This is a genomic window from Caballeronia sp. NK8 (assembly GCF_018408855.1).
Taxonomy (GTDB): domain Bacteria; phylum Pseudomonadota; class Gammaproteobacteria; order Burkholderiales; family Burkholderiaceae; genus Caballeronia.
The window spans coordinates 84,039-100,746 of sequence record NZ_AP024326.1 but is presented as its reverse complement, the minus strand read 5'-3'; the positions used below and the strand labels follow the sequence as shown (position 1 = coordinate 100,746).

Here is a 16,708-nt window from a genome sequence, read left to right as displayed (position 1 = left end):
CGACTATGGATCGATTCGATCTGACCATACGCAACGGCCTCGTGGCGTCGGACCGGGCGGTGTTCGAGGCGGACGTGGGCATCGTCGGTGACCGCATCGTCGCGGTGGCGCGCGGCCTGCCTGCGGGCAAGCGCGATATCGATGCTACGGGACAATACGTGCTGCCCGGCGGTATCGACACACATTGTCACGTGGAGCAGCGCTCGGGCATGGGCATCATGGGCGCGGACGACTGGTATTCCGCGAGCGTGTCGGCCGCGTGCGGTGGCACCACGATGATCGTGCCGTTCGCGGCGCAGCATCGCGGACACTCGCTCAGACAGGTGGCGGCCGACTATGCGGCGCTCGCAAGCGCGAAATCGGTCATCGATTGGAGCTATCACCTGATCGTCTCCGAGACCGATCAAAAGACCTTGCAGGAAGACCTCGTCGAGCAAATTCGCAAGGGCATCACCTCGTTCAAGGTCTACATGACCTACGAGCAACTGAAGATCGACGACTATCAGATGCTCGACGTGCTGGCCCTCGCCTCACGCGAAAAAGCGCTCGTGATGGTGCACGCCGAGAATAGCGACGTCATCAGATGGGTCTCGCAGAAGCTTCTGGAGAGCGGCCGCACGGCGCCGAAATATCACGCGACGAGCCATGTCGCGCTGGCCGAAGCCGAAGCGACCCACCGCGTCATTCAACTGTCGAAGCTCTTCGATGTGCCCGTGCTGATCGTGCACGTCTCGGCGCCGGACGCCATCGCGACGATCGGCGCGGCGCAGCGCATCGGGGCGCAGGTCTATGGCGAGACATGTCCGCACTACATGCTGCTCACCGAGGACAACATGGACCTGCCCGGCGTCGAAGGAGCGAAGTATTGCTGCAGCCCGCCGCTGCGCGACAAGGCGGCTCAGGAAGCGCTCTGGAGGGCGCTGAAGGACGGCGTGCTGCAAACCGTCTCGTCGGATCATGCGCCGTATCGCTATGACCACACCGGCAAGCTGCCGCACGGCGATCAGACCACCTTCAAGCAGATGGCCAACGGCATGCCCGGGCTCGAAACGCGTCTGCCGCTGATGTTCTCCGAAGGCGTCAACGCGGGCCGCATGACGCTGCCCGAATTCGTCGCGCTGACCTCGACGAATCACGCGCGCATGTACGGCATCGCGCCGCGCAAGGGCCTGATCGAGGAAGGCGCGGATGCGGATATCGCGATATGGGACCCGAAGCATGAAGTCGTGCTGACGGCCTCCGGCCTGCACGATCGCGTGGGCTACACGCCGTACGAAGGCATGAAGGTGACGGGCTGGCCACGCACCGTGGTGAGCGCGGGCCGCGTGATCGTCGATGAAGGCGCGTTCGATGCCGAGCCCGGCAGCGGCCGCTTCATTCCGCGGGGCACGCCCCTGCCCTTCCAGAAGGAACGTGAGATCTCCGCGCGCGGCCAGTTCTTCCGCGCGCTCGCCGACGGCAACGCCGAAGGCCACGCAGGCTTCGGCTATGCCGATCGTCAAAACTGAAACGGAAATCGAAGAGGAAGTCATGAGCAAGTCACGCAAACTCGGTCTCGCGGTGGCGCAAATGGGACCGGTCCATCTCGCCGACGATCGTCAGGCGGTCGTCAGGCGCCTGATCGACCTGCTGATGGAGGCGAAGTCCCGCAGCGCGAAGTTCGTCGTGTTCCCCGAACTCGCGCTCACGACCTTCTTTCCGCGCTACTGGATGAGCGAGGAAGCGGCCATCGAACGCTTCTTCGAACGCACCATGCCGAACCCCGACGTGCAGCCGCTCTTCGACGCTGCGCGCGCCGCGGGCATCGGCTTCTACCTCGGCTATGCGGAACTGACCTCGAAGGGCGAAGCCTTCAACACGGCGATCATCGTCGACGACGGCGGCAGGATCGTGTCGAAATACCGCAAGACGCACTTGCCGGGCCACGCGGATCACAAGCCGGACGCACCGTTCCAGCATCTCGAGAAGAAGTTCTTCGAAGTGGGCAACACGGGCTTTCCCGTCGTCGAGACGATGGGCGCGAAGCTTGGCATGTGCATCTGCAACGACCGCCGCTGGCCGGAAACGTGGCGTGCGATGTCGCTGCAAGGCGCGGAACTGGGCGTGCTCGGCTACAACACGCCGTCGCTCAACATTCACTGGCCGGAGCCGGTGCACCTACGCATGCATACGCATCTCGTGACGCTGCAGGCAAGCGCTTACCAGAACGCGATGTGGATCGCCGCCGCCGCGAAGTGCGGCAAAGAAGACGGCTTTCATATGATCGGCGGCTCGGTGATCGTCGCGCCCTCGGGCGAGATCGCGGCGCAAAGCATGACCGAAGACGACGAAGTGATCTTCGCGAACGTCGACCTCGCGCTCGGCGACACTTTCCGCGAGCACGTCTTCAATTTCGCCAAGCACCGCCGTCCGGAACACTATCGGCTGATCGTCGAACGCACCGGCGCGGGCGCACCGCTGCCGCACGATCCGGACGCACTCAACTGACCCGCACACGGGGAGACCATACGATGAATCATCATGCTGACCAGAGCGCCCACCAAAGCGCTCTGATGCAGGACGCTCAGGAGAAATCCATCTTCGGGCCGCCGCATATCCGCGCGCTGGTCGCGTCCATTTCCGGCTACGCCATGGACGGCTTCGATCTGCTGATCCTGGGCTTCATGCTGAGCCTGATCTCGGCGGACCTCGGGCTCACCTCCGCGCAGGCCGGTTCGCTCGTCACGTGGACGCTCGTGGGCGGTGTCGCGGGCGGCATCGGCTTCGGCATTCTGAGCGACTATCTCGGCCGCGTGCGCGTGCTGACCTACACGATCCTGTTGTTCGCGGTGTTCACAGGTCTGTGTGCGTTCGCGCAGGGCTATCACGACCTGCTTGCGTACCGCCTCATCGCGGGTCTGGGTCTCGGCGGCGAGTTCGGCATCGGCATGGCGCTCGCTATCGAGGCATGGCCTGCCGAGAAGCGCGGTCGCGTGTCGTCGTATGTCGGCATGGGGTGGCAGATCGGCGTGCTGATCGCCGCGCTCGTGACGCCGGTGCTGCTGCCGCATATCGGCTGGCGCGGCATGTTCCTGGTCGGCCTCGCGCCCGCCGTGCTATCGTTCGTGATCCGCAAGGCGATCGGCGAATCCGAGATCTTCATCGAAAAGGCGGCGCGCAAGAAGCACGAGTTTCCGCTCAAGACCCTGTTCCGCGATGCGCAGACCACGAAGCGCAGCATCGGCATGATCATCATGTGCTCGGTGCAGAACTTCGGCTACTACGGCCTCATCATCTGGATGCCGGGCTATCTGACCAAGCAGTTCGGCTTCACGCTCGCGAAGTCGGCGACATGGACGGCCGCATCGATTCTCGGCATGCTGGTGGGGATCTGGATCTTCGGGCAACTGGCGGACCGCATCGGCCGCAAACCGACCTTCGTGATGTACCAGATCGGCGCGCTGGTCATGGTGTTCGTGTATTCGCGCATGACCACGCCCGAAGCCCTGCTGATCGGCGGCATGGTGGTCGGTGTGTTCGTGAACGGCATGATGGGCGGCTACGGCGCGCTGATGGCCGAGCTTTATCCGACGCATGCGCGCGGCACCGCGCAGAACGTGTTGTGGAGCATCGGCCGCGCGGTCGGCGGTTTCGGACCGCTCGCCATCGGCGCGGTTGCGAGTTACTACTCGTTCGGTACCGCCATTGCGGCCCTCGCCTGCATCTATGTGGTCGATGTGGTCGCGACCGTCGTGCTGATTCCGGAACTCAAGGGTGTCGAGCTGGAATAAGTCGAACGGATGCGGACGACCCTCTCCACCTCCCCGGCCGTCTCGACTTCGTGACCCGGACCGCGCCGCCTGTGGGCTTCGACAGCTGCCTGATCGGCGAGCTTAGGCATGATCCAGCCGTGACGTGACGGAACGACTGGTATCGGCACGATACAGGCGAGTCTCGCCGCCTAAACGGCGAAGGACTCGTTAGCGCGGCTTGATCTGCTTCACGATATCGGCGGCAATGGCGCGCGCCTGCTTGTCTGATGTCGGTGCAAAAATGCCCTGCCACGCCGAGGAGGACGTGTTGTAACTGCGTTCGCCGAAGGTCCGTCCGCTTTGCAGGTCCCGGAAGGACACGCGCGCCTGAATGAAGGCGTTGCCGGTCATGATGCCCAGCGTATAGCGCGCGCCGGGCGCCACGAAATGGAAGTCTTCCACATAGACATCGACCACCGTGCCAGCGCCCTTGCCCGAGGTGCGCCCGACCGTCTCGTCGACGAACGTGGAACTGGCCTCCTGAGAGGCGCCTTCCATCGCTTCGCGCCATTCGGTCTGCACGCGCGGCCAGTCCGACGCGGAAGTCGCCACCGCCGATCCGTTCATGCGCAGCACGATCGTGTGCGCGGAGGCCGCCGGAACCACGATGCTTGTCCCGGGCGGTTTTCCGTCCGGTACTGCGGTCGCCTGCGCAGCCGTGTTCCGGGTTTGCAGATTGGCGGCGCATCCGCTCAACAGAATAGCGATGCCGCCGAGCGTCGAAGCAACGAGATGACGTTTGCGCATGTTCGAATGCCTGATTGGAGATGGGCCACAGTATAGGGGCTTTGTAAGGCGGACTCATGGCATGAGAAAGCATTCGCGTCGGGATGCTTCGCTCACGAGCGCCCAGCGAATTGCGGACGGCCGTCGTGCTGCGAGAGCCGCATCGGGCGTCAGCCTACGCGCCGGTGGAAGTCGCGATGCCCGCGCTGTCGATTTGTCTGCTCCGTGCGGTGGCAGGAAAACCCCGGCCCCTACGCCAATCGCAGGTCCCACAACGCATCGAGCACATGTTGCGTGGAACGCTCGACGTACCCCGCACGATGCGCGATGCCGAGCCGACGCCATAACGCCGGGCGCAGCGGTCGCATGAGGATGCGCTTGTCCGGTAATGGCGTCGTGGCTTCGTGAGGCAACAGCGCCGCGCCGTAACCGGCCGCCACCAGACTCTTGATCGCATCGTTGTAGTTGAGCTGGATGCGCGGCGCGGGATGATGCCCTCCGGCCGCGAACCATTCCGTCGTAAGGCGCGAAAGACGCGTGGTCGCATCGTTGAGAATGAGAGGCCGGGCGGCGAGCCATTCGGGCGTGATGCGAGCCGGACTTCGCCAATGCGCCGGCACGAACGCCATGACGGGGTCACGGCGCCAGGGTTTGATCACGAGTCCAGCCATCGGCGGCTGAGGCAGTGCGACCAGTCCGACATCCAGCGCGCCGTCCGCCAATCGCGTCAGCGTCTCATGCGAGGTGAGCACCGCGATATGAATATCGATAGCGGGATGGTCTTGACGCAGCGCTTCGAGCGCTTGCGGCAAAAGGTGCGCAATCGCGCCAGTCGATGCGCCGAGCCGAACGCGTCCGGCGAGCCCCTGGACCTGGCGCTGAACGTCCTCCAGGGTCTGTTCCGCATCGGCCAGCAGCCGACGCGCTCGCTCGACCAGCAACTCGCCTGTTGCCGATGGCCGGACATGTCCACGCCTGCGCGAGAGGAGCGGTGCCCCGATGCGCTCTTCCAGTTCCGCGATGTGGAGACTGACCGTGGGAGGCGCCAGATGCAACGCTCGCGCCGCATCGGCGAATGAGCCACGATCGGCGATAGCGACAAGGGTGCGCAACCGGTCCAGGCTGATTTCTCGCATAAGGCATCCCAATTCATAAAAGCTGAACGTCGACGTCATGATATTCAACTTTCGCTATTCTGGCGACGCGTGGAAGATAGCAGCCTCGTTCCCCTTGCTATCAGTCACCGGAGTATCGCGCGCATGAGTTCTCCCCTCGTTTTCATAGACGGCGACCAGGGCACCGCCGGGTTGCAGATTCACGAACGGCTTCGCGGCCGCACCGACCTGACGCTGATGACGCTTCCCGCAACGGAACGCAAGGATGTCAGGCGTCGCGCCGAAGCCATCAATGCCTGCGACATCGCCATCCTCTGCCTGCCCGACCGCGCGGCGCGCGAGGCAGTGGGCGCCATCGTGAATCCCGCCGTCAGAGTGATCGACGCGAGTTCCGCTCATCGCACGCAAGCGGACTGGACATACGGCTTTCCGGAAATGACGCCGGGACAGGCCGAGCGCATTGCGACCGCGCGGCGCGTCACCAATCCGGGTTGCTATCCGACCGGCGCAATCGGCTTGCTGCGTCCGCTGCTGGACGCCGGGCTGGTTCCCGAGAATCACCCGGTCAGCATCCATGCGGTGTCCGGTTATTCCGGACGCGGGCGTGCCGGCGTGGAAGAACATGAAGGGCCGGGTGCTGTCGGCGCACCGTCGTTCCAGGTGTATGGGCTCGAGCTCGCGCACAAGCACACTCCCGAGATTCAGCGGTACGCCGGACTCGCCCGGCGTCCGATCTTCGTTCCCGCGTATGGTTCGTTCCGCCAAGGAATCGTGCTGACAGTACCTTTGGACGTGCGAATGCTGGCGCCTCACGCAGACGCCGCCGCATTGCACGCGTGCCTCGCCCGCCACTATGCCGCAGCAGCCCATGTACATGTCTTGCCGCTGCACCAACCGGGCGATTTGAAGCACCTGGATCCGCAGGCGTTGAACGGCACGGACGATATGCGCCTGAGCGTGTTTTCCAACATGGAGCAGGGGCACGTTCTGCTGTCAGCCGTTTTCGACAATCTCGGCAAGGGCGCAGCCGGCGCTGCGGTTCAGAACCTGAACCTGATGCTCGCGCAGTAATGTGGCTGCGGCTCATCGGTGGCTTTCGGCTGTGCGCGCGTGCTGGCCATAAGCATGGGTGACTACCCGCGCCAAGTGACATTTGTCGTTATAGAACAATTGATCTAAAATCGGCGAACGATGGGAAACCCCGCGATAACCCGGAGAACACGAGTGATCGAATTCTACTTTCACCCCACGCCGAACCCCGCGAAGATCGCACTCTTTCTCGAAGAGTCCGGTCTGCCCTACGAGCTGAAGCCCGTCGACACAAGCAAGGGCGAGCAGCATACGCCGGCTTTTCGCTCAATCAACCCGAACGGCAAGGTGCCGGCCATCGTCGATACCGAAGGACCGGGCGGCAAGACTGCGACCGTCTTCGATTCGACCGCCATTCTGTTGTACCTCGCGGAGAAGACCGGCAAGTTCGGCGGCGCGGCGGAAGACCGGCCGCAGCTGTTGTCGTGGCTCATGTTCATTGCCAGTGGGCTCGGACCGTTTTCCGGACAGGCGGTGCATTTCCAGTATGCGGCGCCCGAAGGCCTCGATTACGCGGTGAATCGTTATCGCCGCGAAGCCGACCGTCACTATCAGGTGCTCAACGATCACCTGAAAGGACGCGAATATCTGGTGGGCAAAGACTTCACGATTGCCGACATGTCGGCGTGGGGCTGGATCGATCGAGCCCGGCGCGTGTTCAAGGGCGATGAGGATCCGCTCGCCGCGTTTCCAGAGTTGAAGCGCTGGTTTGCACAGATCGATGCCCGGCCCGCCGTTGAACGTGCGCGCGCCATCAACAAGACGCACGCGTTCAAGTCCGTGAACGACGACGAAACGAAGCGCGCGTTGTTTCCGTCGAACTTCCCGAAGACTGCGTGAGCGAACGGAGGCAGCATGCCGCGTCCCCGTGAGTTCGACGAGGATACCGCTCTCGATGCGGCGACCGCGCAGTTCTGGTCGCATGGTTACGAGGCGACCTCGGTGCGCGATCTCGCCGCGACCATGGGTCTCACCGCCGCGAGCCTCTACAACGCATTCGGCGACAAGCGCACGCTCTATGAGCGTGTGCTGGAACGATACGTCGAGCGAGGCTTTCGCGATCGCGTGCGGCGTTTCGAGCATCGTCTTCCGCCGCGCGACGCCATCGTCGCCTTCTTCGACGAGATCGTCCGGCTGTCGGTCGGCGATCCTCATCGCAAGGGCTGTCTGATCGTCAATTCGGCGCTGGAACTCGCGCCGCACGACAAGCAGTTTCATCGCGTGTTGCGCGGTGTGCTGGAGGAAATGGAAGGGTTCTTCACGCGCTGTGTGACGGCCGGTCAGGCGGACGGCACCATTCCGGCCGATCTCCCCGCCGCCGATCTCGGACACGGTCTCCTCGCGGCGCTGATGGGTTTACGAGTGCTGGCGCGTGTCGATCCACGGCGCATGGCGCTGGAAGCGGCCGCGCGGCCCATGCTTGCCGCGATTGGCGTGGAATCCGGCGCACGATCCACCACACTGAATCGCAGGCCACGCGCGCGCAAGACGACGCCCGTGTCGACGCAATAGCTCCGGACGAAAGCCACGCGCCGATGCACGCGACCTGTCAGCGTTCTCGTCCGGCTGGTCTCCTCGCAGGTGAGCCGCTGCTTCCGTGTACCCCGACCGAGCATCCCGCCGTTGCTGGAGGTACGACGCCGTCGCGGCCGAGCGTATCGAACGCATAGTTTCTCACGCCCGAACTCAAGGCCGCCCAGATCGTGCACGCGCCGACGTCGCCATCCGTCGTCGAGACGTTCGTGCGCCAACAACTCGAAGTCGCGGGGGGCGTGAAGCAATAGATCGAGGCCAACGCGCGCGAGATCGCGGGACGGCGTCTGCTCGATGATCGCTTCATGGGTGGAAACCATCCGCGCTGAGGCCATCGCACTTCACGAACCCAGCAAGATTCGGGGTGCAGGCGCGCTCAATGACATCGGTTTCAACTCATTCTTCCGGCGCGGCTGGCGGCGCTTCTATTTGAAATGGTATGACCGCCCCCATCCGTCCGCCGTCGCGCTGTGTCCCAACACGCTCTCCATCCTGCAAAACATTCCGACGGTAAAGGCCGCCATGTTCGCCATGCTGCCGCCCGACGGCGTGCTCACGCTGCACAGCGAATCCATCCGCAGGATCGCTGCGCTTTCACCTGGTACTCGTGACGCTGACCGACGAAAACTGCGCGATCATCGTCGACGGCGAGCGCTATTCATGGCGCGACGGCGAAGAAGTCGTTTTCGACGAAACTTATCTGCCCTGGGCCGAAAACAAGACAGGCAAAAACCGCATCATCCTATTCTTCGACATCGAACGACCGATGAAATACCGGTGGGCTCAGGCGTTCAACCACTCGGTAGGCGGCTTCTTGATGCGCGCGGCTACCGCCGAATGAGATTGGTGACCGTACCGGCGGCCTGATTCGCGTGTTCAAATATCTCTATTCGATTCGACTCGTCGGCAAGCGTCTTAAAGCGTGGAACCGGATCGTGTACTACATCGTGAAGTGGCTGCTGTTCGGCGGAATAGCGGTTGCGGTTTTCTGGCACTAGAGGCAGGCAAAGGCGAGCGAGCCCAGACCGGCGGTGCCGTAACACCGCCAACATCCCTATATGGCGGGTGATATCAGCCGAGCGGCCGTTCAAAAACGCGCAACAGTCCCTCGATCGAACGGCAGATCATGGCCGAGAGGAACGATGTCGCAAACGCGGCAGCGGCCGCCGCGGCAAACAGCCTGTCCTATGGCCGCGACCTCGTTTAGATCTCCGTTTGTCCGGAAATCTCAAGCGCATCGGCGACCTCTATGCCGAGGCATCGACCGGTGCTGGAATGAGCTTAAAGAGCGCGGCGCACCTCGGGCAGTGCCCCGACGAAGTGGTCAGGCCATCCTTCACAACGCTCTTGGGGGTCTGGAAGTCCCACTCGGTAGTGTTTCGTGCACGACTGACGCGCGGCCTTCAGCGATGACCAGTGTGTTACGACCGTTCGTGACGATTAGTACGACCGCTGCGGTGTGGAGCTTGCGCCGTGACGTCGAGTCAGAACGAAAAAGACCGCCTGCTCTTAGCCGGTAGCGGCCATGCAGCCGATTCATAGCAGGGCATCCCATTCGCGCCAACCGTGCGAGCGGATCAGGGATGATCTTGAGCGGCGAAAATGATCAAGACGTTGACAGCGAGGCAGAGCACGCGCTTGCTGGGAACCTGTCCTGCTGCCATCGTGACATGATCGAGACACACGCGAAGCCGAAAGTTTGCGACACAGAGAGTGACACGAAGCAAAATACTCGGCCGTCACCTTGCGAAGCCTTCGTGATGCACATAACATTTGCACCCAAGATCGGGACTAGGAGTTCCGCAGATGCCTTCGTTCCACATACTTAACTGGCCTGTGTTTTGGTGGGGCTATGGGGGAACTGCGGCCGTTTCCACATTGGCGCTTTTGTTTCTCCTGCAGTTTCCTATCCATATGAAGAGAAAGTCTGCTGACCTGAAGGAAGCGATCGATATTTGCAATCAACTGATCGTCCTGAGCGAAGAAGTCTTCGAAGCCCTGCTCCGCGACACGAATGTCTGTCGCTTCCAAGACTTCATACGACTTGATGAATGGGACAATCTTTGTAGTGCTCTCGCCAAATTGTCCATTTGGCAAAGGCAACAAGGCCGACTCGCTGATCAAAGGGTTCAGTTATGCAGCGCTGCGACTCGCGGTCGAGATCTGGCTAAGGTTCTAGTTCAGGTTCGTGGACTCTCTGCCCCATGGGCAGCCGAAGTTGCGCAAGAGTTCAAGACGTGCGCAATGAAGATTGAGGCCGCACGCCAGAGCCTCACCAAACACGTCTAGCGGAGCCTTGCCGCTTCCAGCGTTCTTCGGCGTTGTAGGGAGATACGGAGCCCGCTCAGGCTTTGGCTCCCGTCACTTGGCGAGGAGTGCGCGCGCGGCTCAGATGGCTGCCTGCGGGTTGTCAGGTCGGCACTTCCCTATGATTGCGTTGTTGCAGGCGGACTTCCACAGATAGGTGCCGTCCTTCTGACATACGCGCCGGACGTCGACCTAAAATGTGAATTTGGCCGGATTGCGCAACGAGTAAGAGGCGACTTCAGCGGCCAGTGCCTCTTGCGCAGGGGAGCGCGGCGATGATGCGCGGCAGAAGCTCGCGCACCACAGAAGGTAAGGCTCAACACGCAATGTCACGAAACATGTCGTCGAGGTGCCACATGGCGGCCGGGTCGCGGCGCGCCGCTTTCACCCGACGAGGAGCAAAGCCTGCGCTATTTGTAGCACCCTCACCAGATCGTCTATTTGGCCGATCCTTCGATTGAGATTGCCTTGTCTCCCCGTGCGCGGCGAATTGCGAGCGCGTCGTGGAGCGGTCGATGCTAAATCGCAGTTTCGTAGGGAACGCGTGTCTAAGGTGTTTGAGGCTCAGCGAGAGAAATGCCGTGCATCGCGAACCCGTCAAGGTCGCCTTTTTGCACGTCGATACCGCTGGCTAGCATGTGCGCCAAGATCGACTTGTCCGCGTCCGATAAAAAATCGACTTGTCCGCGTCCGATGCAAAAAAGCCGCCACGGCCGCTATATCGCGCATATCCACGAAGCGTTGCAACGACTCTACGAACTTGCGTCTCGCCGCCCCTCGTCCATGTAGCGCCCGCTAACATGCGCGTGTCCCGCTGGAACCCTCTCGTTGCGCTCGCTTGCCACAGCGGCTGGCAGGAGCGTTCACACGGACTCCGAAGTCGCCGAGTTCGCGGAAGCGTCTTCGTGAATCCGATCGAGCACACTTTCTGACCGAGTACGCATTTCAATTCGGAACCGAAACGACCTCGTATCGACGACATCACGATGATCGAACCCTCTTCTGATCGCTAGACGAGGGGGCGGCATGCCAGGTCTAGCGATGTGGTTCTCCTCCTTTGAAGAGTATCGAAACTGTGCCATCAATTAGATCTATTTAGGATCACAATCCGCCTGGTTACGCGACCCTCATACCATTCGCACGATGGATGCGTAATCGAGGAACGCGAAATGCATACCAATTTTCCACGAATGCCTAGTGTGGTGAGTTACAAGTTCATTGAATTATTTTCGCCGCGTACTAAAGTGCTATGTGTGGCACTGATACGAGGAGGCGGCGATGAGCGGACGGCCCAAACGAGAACTCGTGCTGAGTGAATCGGAATTCAAGCAACTGAAGGCGCTCACGATGCGGCGCAAGACAGCACAGGCGTTGGCATTGCGAGCGCGCATCGTGCTTGCCTGTGCCGAAGGGATGGACAACAAGACGGTCGCGGCGAAACTGCAGCTTACACAGCAAACTGTCTCTAAATGGCGCGCGCGGTTTGTCGCAGACCGTGTGGACGGACTGCTTGACGCGCCACGCCCCGGTGCGCCCAGGACAATCGACGACACGCATGTCGATGCTGTTATTGCGAGGACGCTTGAGTCCGTACCTGCCGGGGCAACGCACTGGAGCACTCGAACGATGGCCCGAGAGATGAAGCTCTCGCAGACGGCAGTGTCGCGGATCTGGCGTGCCTTCGGACTGCAACCGCATCGGCAGGAGACGTTTAAGCTCTCTAGCGATCCGTTGTTCGTCGATAAGGTGCGGGATATTGTCGGCCTGTACCTGGATCCGCCGCTCAAGGCGATCGTGCTGTGCGTTGATGAGAAGAGCCAGATACAGGCATTGGACCGGACGCAACCCATATTGCCGTTGGCCCCAGGCATTCCCGAGCGACGCACTCACGACTACATGCGTCACGGTACGACCACGCTCTTTGCTGCGCTGGACATGTCACTGGCGAAGTGATCGGCGAGGTGCACCGGCGCCATCGCAGCAGCGAATTCCTGCGTTTCCTGCGCACCATCGAAGCCAGCGTGCCGCCCTACTTGGATGTGCATCTGGTAATGGACAGTTACGGCACACATAAGACTCCCTCGATCAAGGCGTGGTTCGCTCGTCATCCCCGCTTCGAGGTTCACCACACCCACTTCGGCGTTATGGCTCAATCAGGTCGAACGCTGGTTCGCCACGCTTACCGAAAGATACCTTCGTCGCGGCACGCATCGTTCGACGCGCCAACTCGAAGACGCAATCCGGCACTACCTTGACGTCTACAACGCCCACCCCCAGCCGTTCATTTGGAGCAAGTCGGCCGACGAGATCCTGGCTAGTCTCGAACGGTTTTGTGTGCGTGTTCAGAAGGCCGCGGGATGAGTGTCACGAATATCAATACCGACGCGATCGACGAAGCCGCCCTGGCACTTCTCTACCTGACCCTGCACGATCAGTACCGCGCGTGGAAAGGCCTCGACTGGGACGTGCTGAATCGCCTTTACGAAAAGGGCTTCATCTGCGACCCCGTCAACAAGACGAAGTCGGTGGTCTTTACTGAGGAAGGGTTATATGAGTCCGAGCGCCTATTCAGGCAGCATTTCGTTATCCGGGACCAAACGAGCAATTAATGAAACGAACTTCTAACTCACTACACCAGAGGCGCTCCGACAATCTCAGAAAATGGAAGCGCTCGGGCATGATGCAGATAAACCGTAACCTGTGAAGCTGTTACATGGCGATCTGATCCTCAGGCACGGTTCGCGGCGCAGTGGTTTTCGCATGGCGCACGGCTGTTTCAATAAGATTGATTATCGGAAGAGCGTCATTTCGGATACGGGATAGGAAAGAGTTGGGGCCACGCCGTACCATTAGACATGCTGTCACATTTGAAGGGGACCATGACGCATTCCATCAAGCCGATGGGAATGGTCAGACGCTAAGCTTACCGGCGGCATCGCACACGACTTCAACAATCTGCTGCAAGTCATGAGCGGCTACGTCGACGTCTTGAAACTAGGTAGTGAGCGCAACTTCGACGTTGCCCGCTTTATCCTGCCGATTGACCGGATGCGTGATGCGATCACTCGTGACCTCCCCCCGAAATTTCGACTTCCAGCGGGTCGTGTGTAAACTTGATCTGAAGGAAGGAAAAGAACAATGTTCAAGGTACCAAACCAAGCCTATACGGCGGAGTTCAGGGCGGCCGCCGTGCAACGGGTCAAGGATGGACAAAGCATCCGTGCCGTGTCTCGTGAATTGAAGATGTCACCGCAGACCCTGCGCAACTGGGTGAAAGCTGCAGAGGCAGGCAAGCTGAACGGCGCCGGGACAAAGGCTGTGACGCCAGAACAGATGGAACTGTCGCGCTTGCGAGCCGAAAACAAGCGCCTGCAGATGGAACTTGAAATCGCAAAAAAAGCGGCGGCGTTCTTCGCGAAGGACCTCCTGTGAAGTACGCCTGGATTGATACGCAGTGCCGGCACTTTCCGCTGTCGGCACTGGGCGAGCTCCTGTCGGTCAGTCTGAACGGCTATCGAGCATGGAAGCGCGGCGGCGCACCCGAGCGCAAACGCCTGAGCAACGAACAGTTACTGGCGCTGATTCGCACGATCCACGCCGAGGTCAAGGGCGCCTACGGATCGCCACGGATGACCGAGGAGATTCGCGCGCGCGGCTGTCCGGCCAGCAAGGAACGGGTTGAGCGGCTTATGCGGGAGAATGGTATCCGGGCGCGGCACAAGAAGCGCTACAAGGTAACGACGGACTCGAAGCACAAGCTGCCGGCCGCTGAGAATCTGCTGGAGCGCAACTTTAGGCCGACGGCGCCGAATCAGGTGTTCACTTCAGACATCACGTACATCTGGACCGACGAGGGCTGGCTGTATCTGGCGATCGTGCTGGACCTGTTCAACCGGGAAATTGTCGGCTGGTCGATCAAGCCCCGCATGACGGCGGACATCGTGATTGACGCGCTGACGATGGCGTGGTTCCGACGTCGGCCTGAGCCCGGCGCGATGCATCATTCCAACAGGGGTAGCCAGTACGCAAGCCACGACTTCCAGCGCAAGCTGACGGAATATGGCATGCGCTGCTCGATGAGTCGCAAGGGAAATTGCTGGGACAACGCGCCGACGGAAAGCTTTTTTAATAGCCTGAAAAACGAGCGCGTCCATGCGACTCGCTATCGGACACATCAGGAAGCGATGGCAGACTTGTTTGAATACCTGGAAGTGTTTTATAACCGCAGCCGTCGTCATTCGTCGCTCGGCTTCGTATCGCCGGTTCAGTTTCTGCAGGACTGGAGCAAAGCTCAGCAGACCAAGGATGCCGCTGCATAACTCGGGACCTGTGGAAGGCGAAAAACCGAGGGAAGCTCACTCGAGCTTCCAGGCTTACTCAGCAACTTCTTGCCTTCGCGCGCAAATAAGAGCTGCGCGGTCGAGTGATCAACATCAATGCGCGTCTCGCCGATATACGGGAACTTGCCGACCGCACTCTCGGTGAGTCGAATGTCCTCACGTTCATCCCAGATCCCTCCTTGCGCAACTGCCACTTAGATGTTTCGTAGTTCGAGCTCGCCGTATTGAACCTCTTGCCCAACGCTCGCGATGCACTGCAGGGAAAAGCAAATCCTCGAGTCACAGTGAGAACAGCCAACCTTTCTCTCGGGGGACCTCAACTCGGCTTCGCTCAGGTTAAGCCGGGAGAATACGTCTGGGTTTCAGTGAGCGATAACGGCTGAGGCATACCGCCTCATGTGTTGGCACATGTAATGGACCCCTTCTTCACGACAAAGGAAGAAGGAAAAGGAACAGGTCTTGGATGTTCATGGTCTATGGGTTCGTCAGACAATCGGTGGTGCGGTAGACATTTACTCGGAGCCGAGTCAGAGCCCCACGGTCAGACTATGCTTTCCTGCGGTGACAACCGAGACTGTCGTTGATCGCGTTGAAGTTCGTCAGGCTAGCCATCCGACCCGCAACGAGACAATTCTCGTGGTGGACGATCGACCCGACGTAGCCGAGGTTGCTTCACTAATTCTACAGGGAGGACGGATACAAGGCCATCGTTGCCTATAACACGCGCGACGCACTAGACGCGCTCACCCAGCACCCCGAGATTGGATTGCTATTCACTGACCTTATCATGCCAGGAGGCATAAATGGTGTGATGCTGGCTCAAGAGGCAAGACGGCGTAGGCCACGACTACGCATATTGCTGACAACCGGATATGCCGATGCTTCGATTGCAAGAAGCGATCTTGACGCTACGGAGTCCCTGTGTTGAACAAGCCATATCAGGCGGCCGAGTTACGTGCTTCGATTGCGCAGGCGCTCTACAACCCTGACACCGACCCCTAGTTTGGCGCGGCTGTCAGAGCCGAGTACGACAGTCCCACAGCGTTGATCCGGGAATGGTGAGGACCTGCCCCATCGCCAGAGCGGCATCTATCGGTGTCATCATGGCTGCTGCTACGCAACCTTCAGCGAAGGGGGAATCATGGAACGGATTACTCGCGTTGGTGTAAATCTGGCGAAGAATGTGATGCAGGTCCACGCAGTTGACGGCGCCGAACGTGTAGTTGCACGCAAGGCGATTTCTCGCGAACGGTTGTGAACTGGTTTGCCAATCTTGAGCCTTGCCTGGTCGCGATAGAAGCGAGCGGCGGTGCCCGCGGGCCAAGCGCTGATGCGGGGCGGGGCGCAGTGCCATGTGCTCGATCAAGAAATCGCCTGCCTTGACAAACAGATCGCTGAACACGCCGTCCACGACGAACAGGCGCAACGCTGGATGGAGGTGTGTGGCGTAGGCCCTCTGACCGCATCCTAACGGTCATCCGCTGGCCCAATCTTTGCGCCAGCGATCACGTGGACTTCTCCACACTCAATCAACGGAGGCTGGCCATGAACGAGGACCAAGTGAAGGGCACCGCCGAAAAGGCGAAAGGGAAGATCAACGAGGGCGTCGGAAAGATGACTGGCGACACCACCCAACAGGTGAAGGGTCAGGTTCAACAGGGCGCAGGCGAGGCCCGTAAGCAATACGGCGATGCAAAGGAGCAAGTGAAGAAGAGCCAACCGTAACGGTCGCTCACGAACCGCCCGCGCGTGCGCGCGGGCGTCCCCCTCTGAGGCGCACCAGCCGCATAGGGAATAAGCGAAGGAG

General features: G+C 60.7%; 14 protein-coding genes and 3 pseudogenes. 14 read left to right on the top strand and 3 right to left on the bottom strand.

Annotated elements, in window-relative coordinates; translation table 11 throughout:
* Positions 1-5: 5 nt before the first annotated feature.
* From hydA to NK8_RS33260, 3 genes are all read left to right on the top strand, one after another.
* Positions 6-1,508 (top strand): dihydropyrimidinase, encoded by a 1,503-nt coding sequence (gene hydA / locus NK8_RS33270; protein ID WP_213233713.1) that lies wholly within the window; start codon positions 6-8, stop codon positions 1,506-1,508.
* Positions 1,509-1,530: 22 nt separating this feature from the next.
* Positions 1,531-2,487, top strand: coding sequence for an N-carbamoyl-D-amino-acid hydrolase (locus NK8_RS33265; RefSeq protein WP_213233712.1), 957 nt, complete (start codon positions 1,531-1,533; stop codon positions 2,485-2,487).
* A gap of 65 nt (positions 2,488-2,552) precedes the next feature.
* Entirely contained in the window at positions 2,553-3,770 is a 1,218-nt protein-coding gene (locus NK8_RS33260; protein ID WP_213233992.1) for an MFS transporter, read from the top strand.
* A gap of 189 nt (positions 3,771-3,959) precedes the next feature.
* On the opposite strand, the gene NK8_RS33255 is transcribed toward NK8_RS33260, so the two are convergent.
* Both NK8_RS33255 and NK8_RS33250 read right to left on the bottom strand, forming a co-directional pair.
* Positions 3,960-4,538 carry a hypothetical protein gene (locus NK8_RS33255; RefSeq protein ID WP_213233711.1) on the bottom strand — a complete coding sequence of 193 codons (579 nt, stop codon included), beginning with the start codon at positions 4,536-4,538 and terminating at the stop codon, positions 3,960-3,962.
* A 230-nt stretch (positions 4,539-4,768) separates the two neighbouring features.
* Positions 4,769-5,653, bottom strand: coding sequence for a LysR family transcriptional regulator (locus NK8_RS33250; RefSeq protein WP_213233710.1), 885 nt, complete (start codon positions 5,651-5,653; stop codon positions 4,769-4,771).
* Positions 5,654-5,776: 123 nt separating this feature from the next.
* Between NK8_RS33250 and argC the strand changes: the two genes are divergently transcribed.
* From argC to NK8_RS43820, 10 genes and pseudogenes are all read left to right on the top strand, one after another.
* Complete coding sequence (argC, locus tag NK8_RS33245) at positions 5,777-6,703, top strand: N-acetyl-gamma-glutamyl-phosphate reductase (protein ID WP_213233709.1); 927 nt, start codon at positions 5,777-5,779, stop codon at positions 6,701-6,703.
* 153 nt (positions 6,704-6,856) lie between these two features.
* Positions 6,857-7,561, top strand: coding sequence for a glutathione S-transferase family protein (locus tag NK8_RS33240; protein ID WP_213233708.1), 705 nt, complete (start codon positions 6,857-6,859; stop codon positions 7,559-7,561).
* Positions 7,562-7,576: 15 nt separating this feature from the next.
* Complete coding sequence (locus tag NK8_RS33235) at positions 7,577-8,233, top strand: TetR/AcrR family transcriptional regulator (RefSeq protein ID WP_213233707.1); 657 nt, start codon at positions 7,577-7,579, stop codon at positions 8,231-8,233.
* Between the two features lie 158 nt (positions 8,234-8,391).
* Positions 8,392-8,502: pseudogene (locus NK8_RS43045) on the top strand (ABC transporter substrate-binding protein); the annotation flags it as partial.
* Between the two features lie 67 nt (positions 8,503-8,569).
* Positions 8,570-9,252, top strand: a pseudogene (locus tag NK8_RS33230) (aspartyl/asparaginyl beta-hydroxylase domain-containing protein); the annotation flags it as partial.
* An 808-nt stretch (positions 9,253-10,060) separates the two neighbouring features.
* Positions 10,061-10,543, top strand: a complete 483-nt coding sequence (locus NK8_RS33225) for a hypothetical protein (protein WP_213233706.1) — start codon at positions 10,061-10,063, stop codon at positions 10,541-10,543.
* 1,296 nt (positions 10,544-11,839) lie between these two features.
* Positions 11,840-12,922: pseudogene (locus NK8_RS33220) on the top strand (IS630 family transposase).
* Positions 12,919-13,170 (top strand): DUF6429 family protein, encoded by a 252-nt coding sequence (locus NK8_RS33215; RefSeq protein WP_213233705.1) that lies wholly within the window; start codon positions 12,919-12,921, stop codon positions 13,168-13,170. Before NK8_RS33220 ends, NK8_RS33215 begins: the two are co-directional and overlap by 4 nt.
* Positions 13,171-13,699: 529 nt before the next feature.
* A protein-coding gene (locus NK8_RS33210; RefSeq protein ID WP_213233704.1) for an IS3 family transposase occupies positions 13,700-14,880 on the top strand; the annotation gives its coding sequence in 2 pieces (ribosomal slippage) (positions 13,700-13,952 and positions 13,952-14,880; 1,182 coding nt in all).
* Positions 14,881-15,607: 727 nt separating this feature from the next.
* Positions 15,608-15,829, top strand: coding sequence for a response regulator (locus tag NK8_RS43820; protein WP_213233991.1), 222 nt, complete (start codon positions 15,608-15,610; stop codon positions 15,827-15,829).
* Positions 15,830-15,916: 87 nt separating this feature from the next.
* On the opposite strand, the gene NK8_RS33200 is transcribed toward NK8_RS43820, so the two are convergent.
* Positions 15,917-16,327 carry a hypothetical protein gene (locus NK8_RS33200; RefSeq protein ID WP_213233703.1) on the bottom strand — a complete coding sequence of 137 codons (411 nt, stop codon included), beginning with the start codon at positions 16,325-16,327 and terminating at the stop codon, positions 15,917-15,919.
* A 119-nt stretch (positions 16,328-16,446) separates the two neighbouring features.
* Between NK8_RS33200 and NK8_RS33195 the strand changes: the two genes are divergently transcribed.
* Complete coding sequence (locus NK8_RS33195; protein WP_213233702.1) at positions 16,447-16,626, top strand: CsbD family protein; 180 nt, start codon at positions 16,447-16,449, stop codon at positions 16,624-16,626.
* The last annotated feature ends 82 nt before the right edge of the window (positions 16,627-16,708 follow it).

What these genes read in the sequence shown, in the direction of transcription:
- NK8_RS33265 (WP_213233712.1), top strand. Translation starts at nt 1,531, where the DNA reads ATGAGCAAGTCACGCAAACTCGGTCTCGCGGTGGCGCAAATGGGACCG.
- NK8_RS33195 (WP_213233702.1), top strand. Translation starts at nt 16,447, where the DNA reads ATGAACGAGGACCAAGTGAAGGGCACCGCCGAAAAGGCGAAAGGGAAG.
- NK8_RS33225 (WP_213233706.1), top strand. Translation starts at nt 10,061, where the DNA reads ATGCCTTCGTTCCACATACTTAACTGGCCTGTGTTTTGGTGGGGCTAT.
- NK8_RS33250 (WP_213233710.1), bottom strand. Translation starts at nt 5,653, where the DNA reads ATGCGAGAAATCAGCCTGGACCGGTTGCGCACCCTTGTCGCTATCGCC.
- NK8_RS33235 (WP_213233707.1), top strand. Translation starts at nt 7,577, where the DNA reads ATGCCGCGTCCCCGTGAGTTCGACGAGGATACCGCTCTCGATGCGGCG.
- NK8_RS33215 (WP_213233705.1), top strand. Translation starts at nt 12,919, where the DNA reads ATGAGTGTCACGAATATCAATACCGACGCGATCGACGAAGCCGCCCTG.
- argC (WP_213233709.1), top strand. Translation starts at nt 5,777, where the DNA reads ATGAGTTCTCCCCTCGTTTTCATAGACGGCGACCAGGGCACCGCCGGG.
- NK8_RS33255 (WP_213233711.1), bottom strand. Translation starts at nt 4,538, where the DNA reads ATGCGCAAACGTCATCTCGTTGCTTCGACGCTCGGCGGCATCGCTATT.
- hydA (WP_213233713.1), top strand. Translation starts at nt 6, where the DNA reads ATGGATCGATTCGATCTGACCATACGCAACGGCCTCGTGGCGTCGGAC.
- NK8_RS33260 (WP_213233992.1), top strand. Translation starts at nt 2,553, where the DNA reads ATGCAGGACGCTCAGGAGAAATCCATCTTCGGGCCGCCGCATATCCGC.